The 14,155-nt window shown below is 71.1% G+C and carries 18 protein-coding genes and 1 tRNA gene; 8 read left to right on the top strand and 11 right to left on the bottom strand.

What is annotated here, in order from left to right; translation table 11 throughout:
- Positions 1–8 precede the first annotated feature (8 nt).
- From BKA22_RS04970 to BKA22_RS04960, 3 genes are all read right to left on the bottom strand, one after another.
- Positions 9–356, bottom strand: a complete 348-nt coding sequence (locus BKA22_RS04970; RefSeq protein WP_146954874.1) for a hypothetical protein — start codon at positions 354–356, stop codon at positions 9–11.
- Positions 357–857: 501 nt separating this feature from the next.
- Positions 858–933: transfer RNA gene (locus BKA22_RS04965), tRNA-Lys, on the bottom strand.
- Between the two features lie 248 nt (positions 934–1,181).
- Positions 1,182–1,808, bottom strand: coding sequence for a hypothetical protein (locus BKA22_RS04960; protein WP_146954875.1), 627 nt, complete (start codon positions 1,806–1,808; stop codon positions 1,182–1,184).
- Between the two features lie 637 nt (positions 1,809–2,445).
- Between BKA22_RS04960 and BKA22_RS04955 the strand changes: the two genes are divergently transcribed.
- Entirely contained in the window at positions 2,446–2,610 is a 165-nt protein-coding gene (locus tag BKA22_RS04955) for a hypothetical protein (protein ID WP_179561643.1), read from the top strand.
- Positions 2,611–2,755: 145 nt separating this feature from the next.
- Here BKA22_RS04955 and BKA22_RS04950 read toward each other — a convergent pair whose 3' ends face one another.
- Together BKA22_RS04950 and BKA22_RS04945 are read right to left on the bottom strand one after the other, a co-directional pair.
- Positions 2,756–3,124 carry a type II toxin-antitoxin system VapC family toxin gene (locus tag BKA22_RS04950; RefSeq protein WP_146954876.1) on the bottom strand — a complete coding sequence of 123 codons (369 nt, stop codon included), beginning with the start codon at positions 3,122–3,124 and terminating at the stop codon, positions 2,756–2,758.
- Positions 3,121–3,366 carry an AbrB/MazE/SpoVT family DNA-binding domain-containing protein gene (locus BKA22_RS04945; protein WP_146954877.1) on the bottom strand — a complete coding sequence of 82 codons (246 nt, stop codon included), beginning with the start codon at positions 3,364–3,366 and terminating at the stop codon, positions 3,121–3,123. The genes BKA22_RS04950 and BKA22_RS04945 overlap by 4 nt, the downstream gene beginning before the upstream one ends.
- Before the next feature lie 164 nt (positions 3,367–3,530).
- On the opposite strand from BKA22_RS04945, the gene BKA22_RS04940 reads away from it, so the two are divergent.
- Positions 3,531–4,370: a hypothetical protein gene (locus BKA22_RS04940; RefSeq protein WP_146954878.1), complete on the top strand. Its 840-nt coding sequence runs from the start codon at positions 3,531–3,533 to the stop codon at positions 4,368–4,370.
- Between the two features lie 188 nt (positions 4,371–4,558).
- Here BKA22_RS04940 and BKA22_RS04935 read toward each other — a convergent pair whose 3' ends face one another.
- Positions 4,559–4,915 carry a hypothetical protein gene (locus BKA22_RS04935; RefSeq protein ID WP_146954879.1) on the bottom strand — a complete coding sequence of 119 codons (357 nt, stop codon included), beginning with the start codon at positions 4,913–4,915 and terminating at the stop codon, positions 4,559–4,561.
- Positions 4,916–5,119: 204 nt separating this feature from the next.
- On the opposite strand from BKA22_RS04935, the gene BKA22_RS04930 reads away from it, so the two are divergent.
- Both BKA22_RS04930 and BKA22_RS04925 read left to right on the top strand, forming a co-directional pair.
- Positions 5,120–6,250, top strand: a complete 1,131-nt coding sequence (locus BKA22_RS04930) for an FtsX-like permease family protein (protein ID WP_179561642.1) — start codon at positions 5,120–5,122, stop codon at positions 6,248–6,250.
- A complete protein-coding gene (locus tag BKA22_RS04925) occupies positions 6,247–6,945 on the top strand; it encodes an ABC transporter ATP-binding protein (RefSeq protein ID WP_146954880.1) in 699 nt (232 codons plus the stop codon). The genes BKA22_RS04930 and BKA22_RS04925 overlap by 4 nt, the downstream gene beginning before the upstream one ends.
- A gap of 4 nt (positions 6,946–6,949) precedes the next feature.
- On the opposite strand, the gene BKA22_RS04920 is transcribed toward BKA22_RS04925, so the two are convergent.
- Positions 6,950–7,546 (bottom strand): TetR/AcrR family transcriptional regulator, encoded by a 597-nt coding sequence (locus BKA22_RS04920; RefSeq protein WP_146954881.1) that lies wholly within the window; start codon positions 7,544–7,546, stop codon positions 6,950–6,952.
- Positions 7,547–7,691: 145 nt separating this feature from the next.
- On the opposite strand from BKA22_RS04920, the gene BKA22_RS04915 reads away from it, so the two are divergent.
- The 4 genes from BKA22_RS04915 (at position 7,692) to BKA22_RS04900 (ending at position 11,122) form a co-directional block, all read left to right on the top strand.
- Positions 7,692–9,137, top strand: a complete 1,446-nt coding sequence (locus BKA22_RS04915) for an ATP-binding protein (RefSeq protein WP_179561641.1) — start codon at positions 7,692–7,694, stop codon at positions 9,135–9,137.
- Between the two features lie 29 nt (positions 9,138–9,166).
- Positions 9,167–9,451 carry a hypothetical protein gene (locus BKA22_RS04910; RefSeq protein ID WP_146954883.1) on the top strand — a complete coding sequence of 95 codons (285 nt, stop codon included), beginning with the start codon at positions 9,167–9,169 and terminating at the stop codon, positions 9,449–9,451.
- Positions 9,452–9,594: 143 nt separating this feature from the next.
- Positions 9,595–10,458, top strand: a complete 864-nt coding sequence (locus BKA22_RS04905) for an aminoglycoside phosphotransferase family protein (protein WP_218866519.1) — start codon at positions 9,595–9,597, stop codon at positions 10,456–10,458.
- Positions 10,459–10,519: 61 nt separating this feature from the next.
- Positions 10,520–11,122 (top strand): sugar O-acetyltransferase, encoded by a 603-nt coding sequence (locus tag BKA22_RS04900; RefSeq protein ID WP_146954884.1) that lies wholly within the window; start codon positions 10,520–10,522, stop codon positions 11,120–11,122.
- A gap of 10 nt (positions 11,123–11,132) precedes the next feature.
- Here the strand turns inward: BKA22_RS04900 and BKA22_RS04895 are convergent, their stop codons facing one another.
- The 4 genes from BKA22_RS04895 to BKA22_RS04880 form a co-directional block, all read right to left on the bottom strand.
- The gene (locus BKA22_RS04895; RefSeq protein ID WP_179561640.1) at positions 11,133–11,768 is read right to left on the bottom strand and encodes a HipA domain-containing protein; all 636 of its coding nucleotides are present in this window, start codon (positions 11,766–11,768) and stop codon (positions 11,133–11,135) included.
- An 8-nt stretch (positions 11,769–11,776) separates the two neighbouring features.
- Complete coding sequence (locus tag BKA22_RS04890) at positions 11,777–12,970, bottom strand: IS30 family transposase (RefSeq protein ID WP_146954894.1); 1,194 nt, start codon at positions 12,968–12,970, stop codon at positions 11,777–11,779.
- A 211-nt stretch (positions 12,971–13,181) separates the two neighbouring features.
- The gene (locus BKA22_RS04885) at positions 13,182–13,922 is read right to left on the bottom strand and encodes a HipA N-terminal domain-containing protein (RefSeq protein WP_179561639.1); all 741 of its coding nucleotides are present in this window, start codon (positions 13,920–13,922) and stop codon (positions 13,182–13,184) included.
- Positions 13,919–14,155 (bottom strand): helix-turn-helix domain-containing protein, encoded by a 237-nt coding sequence (locus BKA22_RS04880; protein ID WP_146954149.1) that lies wholly within the window; start codon positions 14,153–14,155, stop codon positions 13,919–13,921. Before BKA22_RS04880 ends, BKA22_RS04885 begins: the two co-directional genes overlap by 4 nt.

Genomic DNA, 14,155 nt, shown 5'->3' with positions numbered 1-14,155 from the left:
TCGGGCCGTCAGGCCTGGTCGACCGTGTCGACCGGGTAGCTCCCGTCGACCTGCGGCTTGCGGTTGATCAGCACCAGGACGTCGCCCGCGATGACCTCCAGGTCACCGAATGTGGCAGTCGGGTCGAGTTCGCTCTTGGAGACGCGCGGCAGCGTCAGGGCGTACTCGCCTGCCGTGAGCCACCCCTTGGAGATGAACCTCTTGACCTCCTGGTCACGCACCTCGCCGATCGTGTCGGACGGCTTGATGGTGACCGTGTCGCTGTGCCCCGCAAGGGACCGGATGGTCACCTTGAACGGGTGGTCCTCGCCGTGGCCCGGCTTGGACGTCGTGTCGCTCTCGGTAGGAGTGCTCATCGGGGGCTCCTCTCTGTTCGTGCCCGCTTGCCCCATGAACGTCGTCCCGCCATGCGGTGAAAGGCATCGGCACCGAGGAGTCTCGACCTGCCCGTTGGCGGTCGCGCCGATGCGTTGGTCGCTTCCTCCCGCCGAGAGCCGCTGTCCGGCCTGGCGCCGCACTGTCAGGACATCCGCGCGTAGTAGTGAGCGGGCGTGCCGAACACTTCTCCACCGCCCCACCTGTCACCGGGCGCCTGGAGGCCTGCAGGAGCTCGAGTAGTCCCCCGTCCTGCGGGAGGGTCGCGGCCTGGTCTTCCCTTGCCCCGAACGCGTGTCGTAGGCCAGCTTTGGGCCCGGAGCTGGGCTCGGCTCGCCCTCGCTCGCGTAAGGGCCGCAGTGGGCCGGACCCGGGGTCGCGTGGACAAAGTGCGGACTAAATGCGGACTAGCCGCCCGGACGACCGCCAGTTCGGGCCTCCGCCACACCCGCCGCGTAAGCCTCTTACCTGCACAAACACCTTGGTGGGCCCCGTGGGGATCGAACCCACAACCCGCGGATTAAAAGTCCGCTGCTCTGCCGATTGAGCTAGAGGCCCGGGTGGTGAGTGGATCCACTCGTGGAGTCCGCGGGACAACACCCGTGTCGTTCGCGAGCGACGCGTGGACCGCTGCGGTGTGACGGGACTGACGGTACCGCCTGGTCGTGGCAGTTCAGGGACCATGCCCGAGGACGTGGAGCGGCCCGTCGGTGCTCATCGGCCAGTCCGACGCGGGCGACCCCGCCCTCATCGGGCCATCGTCGCTGAACGGTGGCTCGCACTGGTCGCGCCCTGATGCGATCAGCTCACCCAGGGAGCTGAGGTTGCACCAGAAGCGCCATCGAGGTCTTGGCGTACCTGCCCACCAGGGTGGCGTGCTCGGCACGGAAGGTGTCGACGTCCTGCGTCTCGTCGACCGTGACCAGCACGCGGCCCTGGCCGTCGTCGCCCATGCCGACGGACACGGCGCGCACGGACGGGTCGGCAGCCAACTCGGTGGCGAGGTCGACGGCCGCCCGGCCGGAGATGAACGGCCAGCCGGACTCGACCGTGACGGTGCTGGTGGCGATGACGCACACGGGTGGCTCCGCGCCGAAGTGGGTCCACAGGTCGCCGCTGCCTTGGCAGATCGCGACGACCTCGTCGAAGACGGCCGGCCACTGCGGGCTGTCGATGACGGGGACGAACTGTGTGCTGCCACCGGCGGACTCGATGCTCGGGTCCACCCCGTCGATGGCGGCGAGGCGGTCGGTGAGCATCTGGGCGGACGTCTGGGGCGAGCGAAGTTCTTTCGATGCTGTCTCGAGAACCGTGTCGCCTCGGCCGCCTTCGCGGAAGGCGCTGTGCAGCGCCAGCGAGAGGCCCCCACCGACGAGCACACCGCCGGCGACGCAGATGCCGATGAAGGCGGCTGCGCGCTGGGCGGTGTTCATGGCGTCACGGTGGGGCGGCTGACGCCACCACACCTGCTCAAGTGGGTTGCCGCCGTTCAACGTGTCGACATCGACGGTTCGGCGATCTCCGGCGCGGCAGCCCGGCCGGTCGTCGGCGGAACCGTCGAAGATGCCGCCGCGGTCGTTGCCCCGGAGGTATCCGCCCCGCAGCAGCCGGTGGCAGACACGACATCAGAACAAGGTCACGTGGACGTCGTGGCTGAACACCCTCGCGGCAGCGGACGACGCCCCGAGTTGGTCAGCTGGACTCACCGCGAAGCCCGGCGCTCACGGGCTCCGCAGCAGCCTGAGCAGTACGTTTCTCTGGTGCGACGACCACCTCGAACGGAGCCACGCTCGAGGTGCACACACCCGGAACGATCACTGTCAACGGCCCCAGCGCAACCGCCGGCTGGCTGCACGGAGGCACCGTGAGCACGTCCGGAACGGTCACCGTTGCCGGGCACACATCGTGAGCACCCCCTACCAGGGGTACGAGCCACCGAGGCGGACCCGTCCTCTCCACCTGCTCTGGGCCGTCCCGCTCAGCCTCTTGGGCGGATACGTGGCGGTGGGATTCGCCGGTTTCGCATGGTGCGGACTGCACGCGTGCAACTGGGATGATCGCGGATCCTCCGTGCTGGTCGGCGCATTCACGCTCCTCGCCGGAATCATCCTCGCCGCACCGTGGTGGTTCGTTCCCTGGACCTCCCGCCCACGGTGGCGCGTGATCATCGGGCTCACGCTGTGCACCGTCGTGTGGATCGGCGGGTGGTACGGGGTGACCCACCAGCTGCTCTGAGTGATCGCGGCTCAGGTCGTCAGCGGGCTGGGTCTGCTGCACGAGGTCGCGACGCTTCGGTGGGGCCCGCGCAGCGGAGCGTCGACCAAATCGCGGGGCGAGGGACGCCGGCCCCGAGGTGCTTGCCGAGGTTGCGAGGAAGTCGTCAGCGGATCTGCCGTACGCGTTCCGAGATGCCCCAGGCGGTGTCGGCCGTCAGGGCGACGGCGTCGAGCCGGCTGGCGAGCGCGAGGCAGAAGCGGTCAGCAAGAGACAGCCCGGAGCCGCGCTGCCACAGCGCCGCGGCACCCTCGGCGTCGTGGGTCGTGGCGTCGAGCGGGGAGAGGCCGTAGCTGGCGAGCAGAGCGGACGCGACGGACCAGTCCCCGCCGGCGGCACGGACCTTCTGTGCGACTTCCGACCAGTTCACGACCGAGCACACTGTGGTGCCGGTCAGCGCCTGCTCCACGACGTCCGCGCCGGGCTCGCCTGTGATGAAGGCCAGGACCGCGGACGCGTCCAGGACGACCGTCATGCGGCGTCCTCCGCAGCGGCGGCAGATCGACGGTCGGCCAGGAGCTGTGCGACGACGTCGGAGCCGGCGAGCTGGCGCCGCAGGAGCTCGCGCGCCTGCTCCCTGGTCATGAGCACCAGACCGCCGGGCGTCTCGAGCAGCAGCAGGGGGACGCCCTCCTCGAGCCCGACGTGTGCGCGCACCTCCGCTGGAACGACGAGTCGCCCACGATCTCCCATGGTCACCGGATATGTCCCACTCATTGAGTCAACGTACCACCGGCCCATTCGATGTGGGACGTGATCGCCCGGGGCACCTGCTGCGCTCGCGGTGGGAGAAGGACCCCGGCGACTCGCTGAGACCGAGTCGGGTGTTCGTCAGGTATCTTCCCGAGCGGCGTTGGTGTCGGCGAGGCGGTGGTGGTGCAGTGGCACAGGTCCCGCTCGCGCCCGAGCAGCAACAGCTGCTCGGCCAGCTCTTGTCGTCGATCGCACCTCACGGGTGGTCGGACGTCTCGCTGACGATCTCGATCGTCGGCGGGGAGGTGCACTCGTCCGTCGTCGCCCACCTCGGCGACGGGAGCGAGGTTCCCACGGTGGGCCGCAAGACGATCGAGCTGGTTGATGTGTTCCTCGCTGCTCACGAGCAGGCGTACGTGCCGGGTGCCGGGTCGTGGCTCACCGCACGGGCGGTCGTGCTTGCCGTCGGTCGGATCACGGTGGACTTCGACTATGACCACGAGCCACCGTTCGAGTTCGCCCCGGCTTCATGGGAGGTCGAGTTGGCGAAGCGTCCCCGCGCGGCCCAAGTCACGCCGGCGTGGCTGGCAGCCAAGGCAGTCCCGACCGACGACTGGTTGGGCGTGCGCTGGCAGATGAGCTTCACCGTCGACGGCGGGCCGGCACCGCGTCCGTTGGACGCGACCACGACACCGCAGGGCCACCTGTGGCTCGGGGAGATGGTGAAGCGTCTGACGGCAGCGGGCGTCCAGGTGCGGCTCGGTGCTGACGAGGGTGAGGACGCCGACGGTCGGCCGAGCATCTACGAGGAGCTGCGCATCACCATCGGCGAGGGCTACATGAGCCTGGCGTGCTTCGCTCATGAGCTGTCCTGGATCGCGGACGTGTTCCCCGACCAATGCGACGAGACGACTGCAATCGACATCGTCCACACGGTGATCACGGTGGTGAACGAGGTCACCGGGTGCGTGCTGTTCGCCCCCGGAGTGCTCTCTTACGAGCGCCGCATCCTCGGGCTGAGCGGGTAGCGAGGAGCCGCTTGAAGCGTTCGCGCTGTGCAGGTGAGCGACTCGACGTGGGTGCTCTCGAAGAGCTGGGGGACGAACATCGAGCCGGCGGCGCTTGCTGCGTTGGCGCCGCGGACTGACGCCCCCGGTCATGGGAGACGGATCCAGGCGATCGTGGACGTGGAGCCGGTCCGCTCGGGCCCTGTGAGTCAGCTCGTGTGCTCGGCGATGTCGCAGTAGGTCAGCTGGAACCGTGAGGCGACGTCCCAGAAGCGCTGGGACACCATGAGCATCCAGCGGGGGCTCAGCCAGGCGTCGTCGGTGCCCGCTCGGCCGGTGACGGCCATGAGCGACCACGTGCCGATCTCGTCCCCGGGCTGGAGCTCGAGCAACTGCTCGGATCTGATGGTCGGCACCTGCTCGAACGACACCCCGCTCACGCCGGATGCCCTCAGCGCCGCCCGCAGCCTGTCCGTGACGGCGAACAGCGGGTAGGTCTCGATCAGGTCGTCGCCGAGCCACCCTTCGAACTGCAGCGAGACGTTCGAGAGCCGCGGAGGGACCACGGAGGTGTCCCACACGGTGTCGGGCCCCCGTCCTGCTCGCACCCAGGGTGACGGCTGACGACCTGCTGGAGGGCCGCGCCCGACGGGGTGCGCAGCCGGCGTCGGGAGCAGGTGAGCACCGCCGTCTAGTGTTCCCGACATGATGTCGGTAAGATGTCGACACCGCGTCGATAACTTCGCGGCTCCCCTCCCGAGAGGTGCACCGTGTTCCTCGCTCTGCGTGAGCTCGCCTTCGCGCGTACCCGCTTCGGCCTGATGGGCGCCGTCATCGCCCTCATCGCCGTCCTCATGGTCCTGCTGTCCGGGCTGTCGTCCGGGCTCGTCGTCGACGGGGTGTCCGGCCTCATGCGCAGCCCGGTCGAGGTCGTCGCCTTCTCCGAGGGGACGAAGGCCGACTCGGCGTTCACCCGCTCGGAGGTGACGACCGCGCAGCGCGACAGCTGGGCCGCCCGCGACGACGTCGCCGACGCCGAGCTGCTCGGCACGTCGATCGTCAACGCGAAGAACGACGACGGGACGCCCGTGGACCTGACGCTGTTCGGCGTCGACCCCTCGGGGTTCGTCGCGCCCGACGCCGCCGACGGCCGTCCGCTGGCCGCCGCGGGGGAGGCCGTGCTGAGCTCCTCGGCCCGTGACGAAGGAGTCGCGCTCGGTGACGTCATCACGCTCGACCGGCTCGGCACCGAGCTCACGGTGGTCGGCTTCACCGCCGACCAGCGCACCTTCGGGCACGTCGACATCGCCTACGTCCCGCTTCCCACCTGGCAGGAGATCCACGCAGGACTGCTGCCCGGCGAGCAGCCGGACGCGGGCACCTACGACGTCGCGAGCGTCGTGGCGGTGCGTGGTGTCGACGGTGCGCTGCCCGACCTGGCGGCTGCCGATGCCGCGGCGGGGACGTCAGCGCGCACGATCACGGACGCCTTCGACTCCTCACCGGGGTACACCGCCGAGCTGATGACCATGCAGCTCATCCAGGTGTTCCTCTACGCGATCTCGGCGCTCGTCGTCGGCGCGTTCTTCACGCTCTGGACCGTGCAGCGCACCCGCGAGCTGGCCGTGATGCGGGCGATCGGCGCCTCCACCGGATTCCTGCTGCGCGACGGGGTCCTGCAGGCCGCGATCATGCTCACCGCCGCCGTCGGCGTGGGAGTCGCCGTCGGGCTGGGCCTGGGCAGCCTGCTGCTCGGCACCGGGATGCCGTTCGCGCTCCAGACCGCACCCGTGGCCGGAGGTGCCGCGCTGCTGCTCGGTCTCGGGCTCGTGGGCGCGAGCATCGCCACCGTCCGCATCGCCTCCATCGACCCCGTCACCGCCCTCGGAGAGAACCGATGACCGCCACCGCCACCGCCTCCACCCGCGTCCGCACCGGCCTGACCCTCGCGGACATCACCCTGACGTTCGGCACCGGTGACCTGCAGGTCGTCGCCCTGGACCACGTCGACCTGCAGGTCGTCCCCGGCGAACTCGTGGCAGTCGTCGGTCCCTCGGGTGCCGGCAAGTCCAGCCTGCTCGCCGTGGCCGGCGGCCTCGCCCGGCCGACCTCCGGGTCGGTCGTCGTCGACGGCGTCGACGTCACGACGCTCTCGGCCCGGGCCCGGGCGACGTTCCGGCGCGACCACGTCGGCTTCGTCTTCCAGTCCGGCAACCTGGTGCCCGCGCTCACCGCGCTCGACCAGCTCCGGCTCGTGGAGCACATCACCGGTCGACGCGCCACGACGCCGCCCGAGGCGCTGCTCGAGGCCGTCGGGATGACCGCCCACGCGCACCGGCGGCCGGGGAACCTCTCCGGTGGGGAGCGTCAGCGCGTCGGCATCGCCCGGGCGCTCGTGGCCTCGCCGTCGGTCCTGCTGGTCGACGAGCCGACCGCGGCGCTCGACCGCCGCCGCTCGCACGAGACCGTCCAGCTGCTGGCCGACCAGACCCACCGGCACGCCGTCGCGTCCGTGATGGTGACCCACGACCACGACGTGCTCGAGCACTGCGACCGCGTCCTGGAGATGGTCGACGGCCGGCTGCGGCCGGCCTGAGCGGTCAGGCGGGCGCGGGCCCGGGGAGCGTGCGCAGGTACGCGTCGACCAGCGCCGCGGTCGCGTCGTAGGTGCGCTCCAGCTCCCCGGTCCGCTCGACCACGCGTGAGGCGGTGTGCACCAGGCCGTTGAGCAGCTCGGTCGTCGTCTCGGGGTCGGGCACGCCGAGCTCCTCGAGGGCCCCGCGCAACGGCACGAGCAGCCGGTCGTGGAACGTCTGCGACCGGCGCGCCAGCTCCTCGGACGGGGCCACCGACACCAGCGTCCGGGCCAGGGCGTGCTCGCCGTCCGCGACGAGCTCGAGGTTCACGCGCAGGTACGCCAGGATGCGCCCCCGCGGACCGGTCGCCGCCGCGATCGCCGTGTCCAGCCGCTGCTGCCAACGCGGGAACGAGTCGCGCACGACCGCCGAGAGCAGGTCGTCGCGCGAGGCGTAGTACTGGTAGACGCTCGAACGGGACAGGCCGGCGAGCTCCCCGACCTCCGCGAGCGTCGGCAGGCGGTCGGGTCGGTCGGTCAGCAGGCCGCGCGCGGCGTCCAGCAGGGCCCGTTCCCGGGCGGCCCGGTGCTCGGCGACCGTCGGGGCATCGATCCGCGGCACCTCGGCCCCCCCTGTCTCTCGCGCGTCGTCCGGCTGGTGTCGAGTCCTCGCCCCGGCGCGCACCGGGCTCCGATGGTACGTGGGGCCTCGGGCGGGCAGTCGGCGAACCTGCCGCCTATAGAACATTGCGAGTATGATACGTGCCATGAATCATGCGCGGGAGTTCTTCGGGCGGATCGAGACTCTCGACGCCCTCGCCGACCATCTCCAGTCGGTGGAGCGTGGACACGGCGGGCGCATCGTGACGCTGCGGGGCCGGCGGCAGGTCGGCAAGTCCAGCGTCGTGGAGCGGTTCGTGGAACGCGGCACGGTGCCGTACGTCTTCGTCACGGGTGTGTTCCGTGCGCCGGCGACCGCGCAGCTCGCGGATGCCACGTCCGCGCTCGTGGAGTCGCAGAGGCCCGTCGTCGATGCCGACCTGCTCGCGCAGAGCCCGGCGACGAGCTGGCGCGACTGGTTCAGTCGCCTGGCCGTCGCGGCTCGGAGCGGGCCGGTCGTCGCCGTGCTCGACGAGTTCCCCTGGATGATCGAGCAGGTCGCGACGCTGGAGGGTGAGCTCCAGGCGTCATGGGACCGCACGCTGCAGAAGCTCCCCATCCTCCTGATCCTGATCGGGTCCGACGTCGCGATGATGGACAGCCTTGCGAGACACGGGCGGCCCCTGTTCGGTCGCGTCTCGCCGCTGGTGGTCCCTGCGCTCAACCCGGCCGAGGTCTCCCAGGCACTGGGAACGAGCGCGTCGGACGCGTTCGACGCCTACCTCGTCACGGGCGGGTACCCGCGACTGGTGACCGACCTCGCGACGAGCGGGGCCGGGGTCCACCGGTACGTGACCCGTGCCTTGCAGGACGAGTTCAGCCCGTTGGTCACCACGGGTCGGCTGACGCTCGACGCGGAGTTCCCCGAGCCCCAGGCCGCCTACCAGGTGCTCTCCGCGATCGGCTCGAGCGACGTCGCCAACCCGGGGTTCATGGATGTCCTGGGGGCCATCTCCGACCCGTCCGAGCGTGCCAACGCCCAGACGGCGGCCACCCGCGCGCTGAGCACGCTGACCAACGCCAAGGCGCTGATCGAGCGGGAGCAGCCGGCGTGGGCTGCTCCCACCTCGAAGCTGCGCCGGTACCGCGTCACCGACCCCTACCTGCGCTTCTGGTTCCGGTACGTCGAGCGCAACGTGGACCGGATCGCGCGGGGGCGTGCGGACCTGGCGGTCGCGGCGTTCGAGCGGGACTGGGAGACGTGGCGTGGCCACAGCGTCGAGCCGGTCGTCCGTCAGGCCCTGACCCGGTTGGCGCGGACGGACCCGCGCCTGGTCGAGGTGGAGACGGTGCTCCCCTGGTGGACCCGTGCGTCTGACGTCGAGGTCGACGTGGTGGCGAGCGGGAACGCCACGACCGCGATGGTGGGCACGATCAAGTGGAGAACCAGGGGTGAGGTGACCTCGGCCGAGGTCGCCCAGCTGCGCAGGCATCGCGCCCTGATCCCGCACGCGGACTCGGCGCTCGTGGCGGCGATCAGCCCGAACGGCGGGGCGGTCGACGGCGTCGACGTGTCCTACGACGCGGCCGACCTGCTGACCGCGTGGCGCTGACGCACGGGCCCCGGGGGATGCTCGCGCAGGTGTCTCGCCCCGTCTCCCTGCTCGTGGCTGCGGTCATCGGCGTGCTCGTCCTGGTCCCGGCAATGTTCGTCGCCCCGCCCATCGTCCTGCCCTTCGCCCTGGTCGCTCTGGTCGCAGCGGTCGTCCACCTGCGGACTCGGCGAACGCACCCGGCACCGGTCTGGGCGGCGCTGCTCATCGCTGCGGTCACTTTGCTCACGGGGCTGCTGCTGTCGCTGACGCTGTCCGTCGACGGGGACCCCAGCCCGGCGTCCGAACCTGTTCAGAGCGCACCGCAGGAGTGATCCCCGGTGGCGACCGCGAGAGCGGCGACGGACCGCGAGCTGCGCCGCCTGGCCGATCGTGAACGGCGAGCCCTCCGGTGGGTTCTGACGCTGCCCGCGCGTTCGGTGCTCTCCTCCCGATGCCGCGTGCTTCGGTAGGTCGCGTGCGATCGGGTGCGTTCGACCGGCTGACCGATGTCCAGCGCATGCGCCTCGGCAGGTGGCTGCCCGGGGCGGTGCTCGACGCGGACCTCAGCCGGGGTCTGATCGAGACGACCGTCCTACGGGTGCGAGCCGCCGGCGGCCTGTGCGTCGTCAAGGCCGGTGGCGCCTTGGACAGCCACATCGCCCGTGAGATCAGGGCGCATCGGTCCTGGTTGGCGCCCTGGGTGTCAGCGGGTCGGGCTCCGGTGCTGCTGCACCACGACGTCGACGCCAAGGTGCTCGTCACGAGATGGCTGCCCGGGCGGCTCGTGCTGCACGACCCGGCCGCCGACGACCCGAAGGTCTACGAGCAGGCAGGTCGGCTGCTCGCCGCGCTGCACGCCGTCGAGCAGCGCGTCGACCCGACCTACGAGTCGCGGGAGAACGCCAGGTGCCGACGCTGGCTCGCCTCACCGCACCTCATCGCGCCTCGGGACGTCGCCCGGATCGGCGAGCTCGTCGCCTCGTGGCCCGAGCCGTCGGCGGTGCTGGTGCCGACGCATGGCGACTGGCAACCGCGGAACTGGCTGGTGCATGAAGGCGAGGTCCGTGTCATCGACCTGGGCCGGGCGGACATGCGCCCGGCGGCCACGGACCTGGACCGCCTGGCCGCTCGGGACTTCCGACGTGACCCTGCGCTGGAAGCGGCGTTCCTCCTCGGCTACGGCGAGGATCCCCGCGAACCGGAGGCATGGGGTCGCACGCAGGTCCGGGAGGCCGTGGCGACTGCGGCGTGGGCGCACCAAGTGGGGGACGAGGCGTTCGAGCGCGAAGGTCTGCGCAGGGTGGCAGAGGCGCTGGCCTCGGCCTCGACCGACCCGTAGCGTACCGAACCACCCCCACGCGGCTGCCAGACTCGGGGTTCGTCGATGAAGGAGGACCCGGGTGGAGCTCGACCTGGCGACCGCGCTCGCGGACGGCCGCACCGAGTACGACAAGATGGTGGCCGGCGACTGGTACCGCTACCGGTTCGGCCCCGAGCTGGCGGAGCTGACGACCAGTACGCAGCGCACGTGCCGGCGCATCACCGCGCTGTACGACGAGGACCGCGACGCGGCCGAGGCGCTGTTCCGTGAGCTGCTGGGCAGCGTCGGCGAGGGCGCGGACTTCCGGCCGCCGTTCTACCTGGACTACGGCCACCGGCTGCACGTGGGCGAGCGGACGTTCATCAATGCGGACTTCCTGACACTCGGCGGCGGGGAGATCCGCATCGGTGCGGACGTGCTCATCGGTCCGAGCGTGCGGCTGTACACGCCGACGCACGTGCTCGACCCCGAGCTGCGGCCGCAGGGGTGGGAGCGGGTCTCGTCGATCACGATCGAGGACGGCGTCTGGCTGGGCGGCAGCGTGGTGGTGTGCCCGGGCGTGACGATCGGTGCGCGATCCGTGGTCGGTGCGGGGTCCGTGGTGACCAAGGACGTCCCGCCCGACGTGATCGTCGCGGGGAACCCGGCGCGGGTCGTCCGTCCGCTGCAGCCGGAGGTCTGAGCCGGCTCGGCTACGACGGACGGCCTGCCGGGTCGTCCTCGGGGCGCGGCGCGGTGCGACGGCCTCCCCGCGCCGGCGGCGGGCTGGCCGGTGCTTGGCTCAGCAGCGCGTCGGTGCGCGTGTGCACGGTCGTCCAGGCCGCGTCGCTCACGCCCGGGTGCGTGTCGCGGTCGATGTCGGCGAGCGCCTGCTGCAGGTGCTCGAGCGTGTCGCGCACGGTGCGGCTCGCGTCGCGCGGGCTCAGGCCCCAGGAGCGCCCCTCGGCGACCAGGTCCTGCGCGGTGATGTGGTCCATGTCGCTGGAGCCGTTGACGTCCATCGCGAAGCGCCGTGCGGCGTGCGGGTGATGGAGGTACATCGCCACGTCATAGGCCGGGGCCAGCTGGGTGGAGCCGTCCTCGCGGTGGATGACCGAGATGTTCTTGGCGTGCGCGTCCGTGTTCCCGATCGCCAGGTTGAAACACGTCAGCGCCAGCAGCCCTGTGGGGCGCACCTCGCCCATACTGATGAGCACCCTGGCCAGCTCGCGCAGCGACGGCAGTGCGCGTCCCCACTGGAACTTGCGGTCGGGGTCGTCGGTGTTGAGGCCGAGCAGCTGTGCCCCGTCCTCCTGGTGGACGGCGGATTCTCGGGGTCCTCGCAACACCTGGTGGCCTACGTGGTCGTCAGTAGATCACGCAGGCGCTCGGCTGGGGTGCCCCAGTCGAGCGTCTTGCGTGGTCGGGCGTTGAGCTGTTGAGCGACGTGCTCGAGGTCGGCCGGTGAGTGGACGGACAGGTCGGTGCCCTTGGGGAAGTACTGGCGCAGCAGACCGTTGGTGTTCTCGTTCGACCCGCGCTGCCAGGGCGAGTGCGGGTCGCAGAAGTAGACCGGGACCCCGGTCGCGATGCTGAACTGCTGGTGGGCGGCCATCTCACAGCCCTGGTCCCAGGTCAGCGACCCGCGCAGGTGCGCCGGCAGAGACCCGATCAGCGGGACCAGCACATCGCGGACCTCTTCGGCGGTGTGCCCGCCGGGCAGGTGCCCGAGCATCACGTAACGGGTCGAGCGCTCGACCAGGGTCACGATCGCCGAGCGCGACCCCGTCCCGACGATCAGGTCGCCCTCCCAGTGCCCGGGCACCGCCCGGTCGGCGACCTCGGCCGGCCGCTCGGAGATCATCACCATCTCATCGACGAACCGAGGCGTGCGCTGCTCGGGCGCCCGGTGGGGCTTGCGGCGGGTGCGCCCGGTGCGCAGCGCGTCGGCGACCTCCCGGCGCAAACCGCCGCGGGCCTGGACGTAGATCGCCTGGTAGATCGTCTCCACGCTCACCCGCATGCTCTCGTCGTCCGGGAACTCCCGGACCAGAGCGTGACAGATCTGCTCGGGAGACCACTGCTCGGCAAGCCTGCCCGCGACGTAGTCACGCAGGCGACCGTGCCGGGCGAGCTTGGCCTGCCGGGGCCGCGACCTGCCCGAGGCCCACGACCGGTGCGCGCGGTGCGGAAGGTAGATGCCGTCGACGGACCTGGCGCTGATCTCACGCATGATCGTGGACGCGGGCCGACCCAGTGCCCGCCCGATCGCGCGAAACGACTCACCTCGACGGCGCAGATCGGCGATCTGCTCACGCTCGACCAGGGTCAGGAACCGAGGGTGCAGCACGGCCTCCACGACGGCCATCGACGGCCCGATCGGCGGGGTGACCGCCGTGGTCTCACCGGTGCGGTAGTCCACCTTCCGGCCGTCGGGATAGATCCGGGTATGACCTCGCGAGAGCACGCCCCGATCCCAGTCCCGAGCAGTGCGCACGTGCACGCTGACACGCCGAGCGGCCTGCCGTCGGCTGACTCCCTGAGCGCGCAACCGTTCGTACTCCGCCCGACCAGGATGCCCACCCCGGCCGCCAGTGCCTGTCCCGCGGAGACCGGCCTTGCGCACCCACCCGAACGCCGTGTTCAGATTCACCCCGACCTCACGCGCAGCGGCCGAGACGTTCCCCTCCTCCACCGCGAGGGCCGCGAAGAACAACCCCTTCAACTCCAACGACGACACGATCCCCGCAACTCCCTGAAACTCAGGGTGTTGCGGGGATCGCTAGAACCCGCCGGACCCGGGTGAGTCGCCCGTCCTCGTGTGCGACCCGGTCGTAGCGCTCGACGACGATGGTGCGCCTGCCGGCGAAGGTGACCAGCTCGGCGTGCACGGTGCTCAGTGCGCACCGGCGGGCCAGGTCGAGGGCTGCGGCCTCGGTGTCGATGAGATCCGCGGTGCGTGAGCCCGAAGGTCGCGCCAGCTTGACGATGTGGGTCGAGGGCGGACGGCCGACAGGCGATGCCCACCCGGCCGGGGTCCAGGTCAGCGCGATCTTGGTCTCAAGGCCGGCGATGGAGGTGATCTGGTCGGCGGAGCCGGTCGTCTCGGCCTGGTCGAGCAGGTGGGCGACCTGCGTGTCGCTGACTGGATCGAGGTGCCCGGGCGGGTCGGGGTCGGCGCCCTGGGGGACGAGGACGAGGGCGCCTGTGGTGTCCAGGCCGTAGGCCCCGAGGAACGCGACGGTGTCCTGGGTGTCGACCCCGGCGTTCTGCGCCAGGCGACGCCGGGAGGCACCTTCGGGCATCAGTCCGCGCAGCCAGGCGCTGACGCGGGCCGGCGCGGGGGCGTCGAAGGAGAGCGGAAGCAGGCCGGACAGGACGGGTGCGTTCACGCCCCAGCGGTCGAGCGCGTCGCCCGTGAAGCGCAGCTCGACGCGCTCCGGGTTCAGTGACCGCACCTCGGCGACGTGGGTGCCGTAGAGCCAGGCGTCGAGCACGGTCATGGCTTGCGCAGCTCCAGCTCGCACCCGAGGCGGCCCATCAGGGCGAACAGGCGGGTGGCGTAGAGGGTGGGTTCGCCGGCCTCGATGCGTTGCAGCACCCGTCGGTCGAAGCCGAGCTCGTCGGCCAGTGCCTCCTGGGTCAGGTTCTCCTCGATGCGCGCGGCGCGAAGGAAGGCCCCCAGGTCGGCCGGTGACCGGGGGTGCGACCACAGCGACCTTCGCTCGTCTGCCAT

It is taken from the genome of Cellulomonas soli (genome assembly GCF_013409305.1).
Lineage (GTDB): Bacteria > Actinomycetota > Actinomycetes > Actinomycetales > Cellulomonadaceae > Cellulomonas > Cellulomonas soli.
The sequence above is the reverse complement of the archived record's forward strand: the minus strand, read 5'-3'. Positions and strand labels throughout refer to the sequence as shown.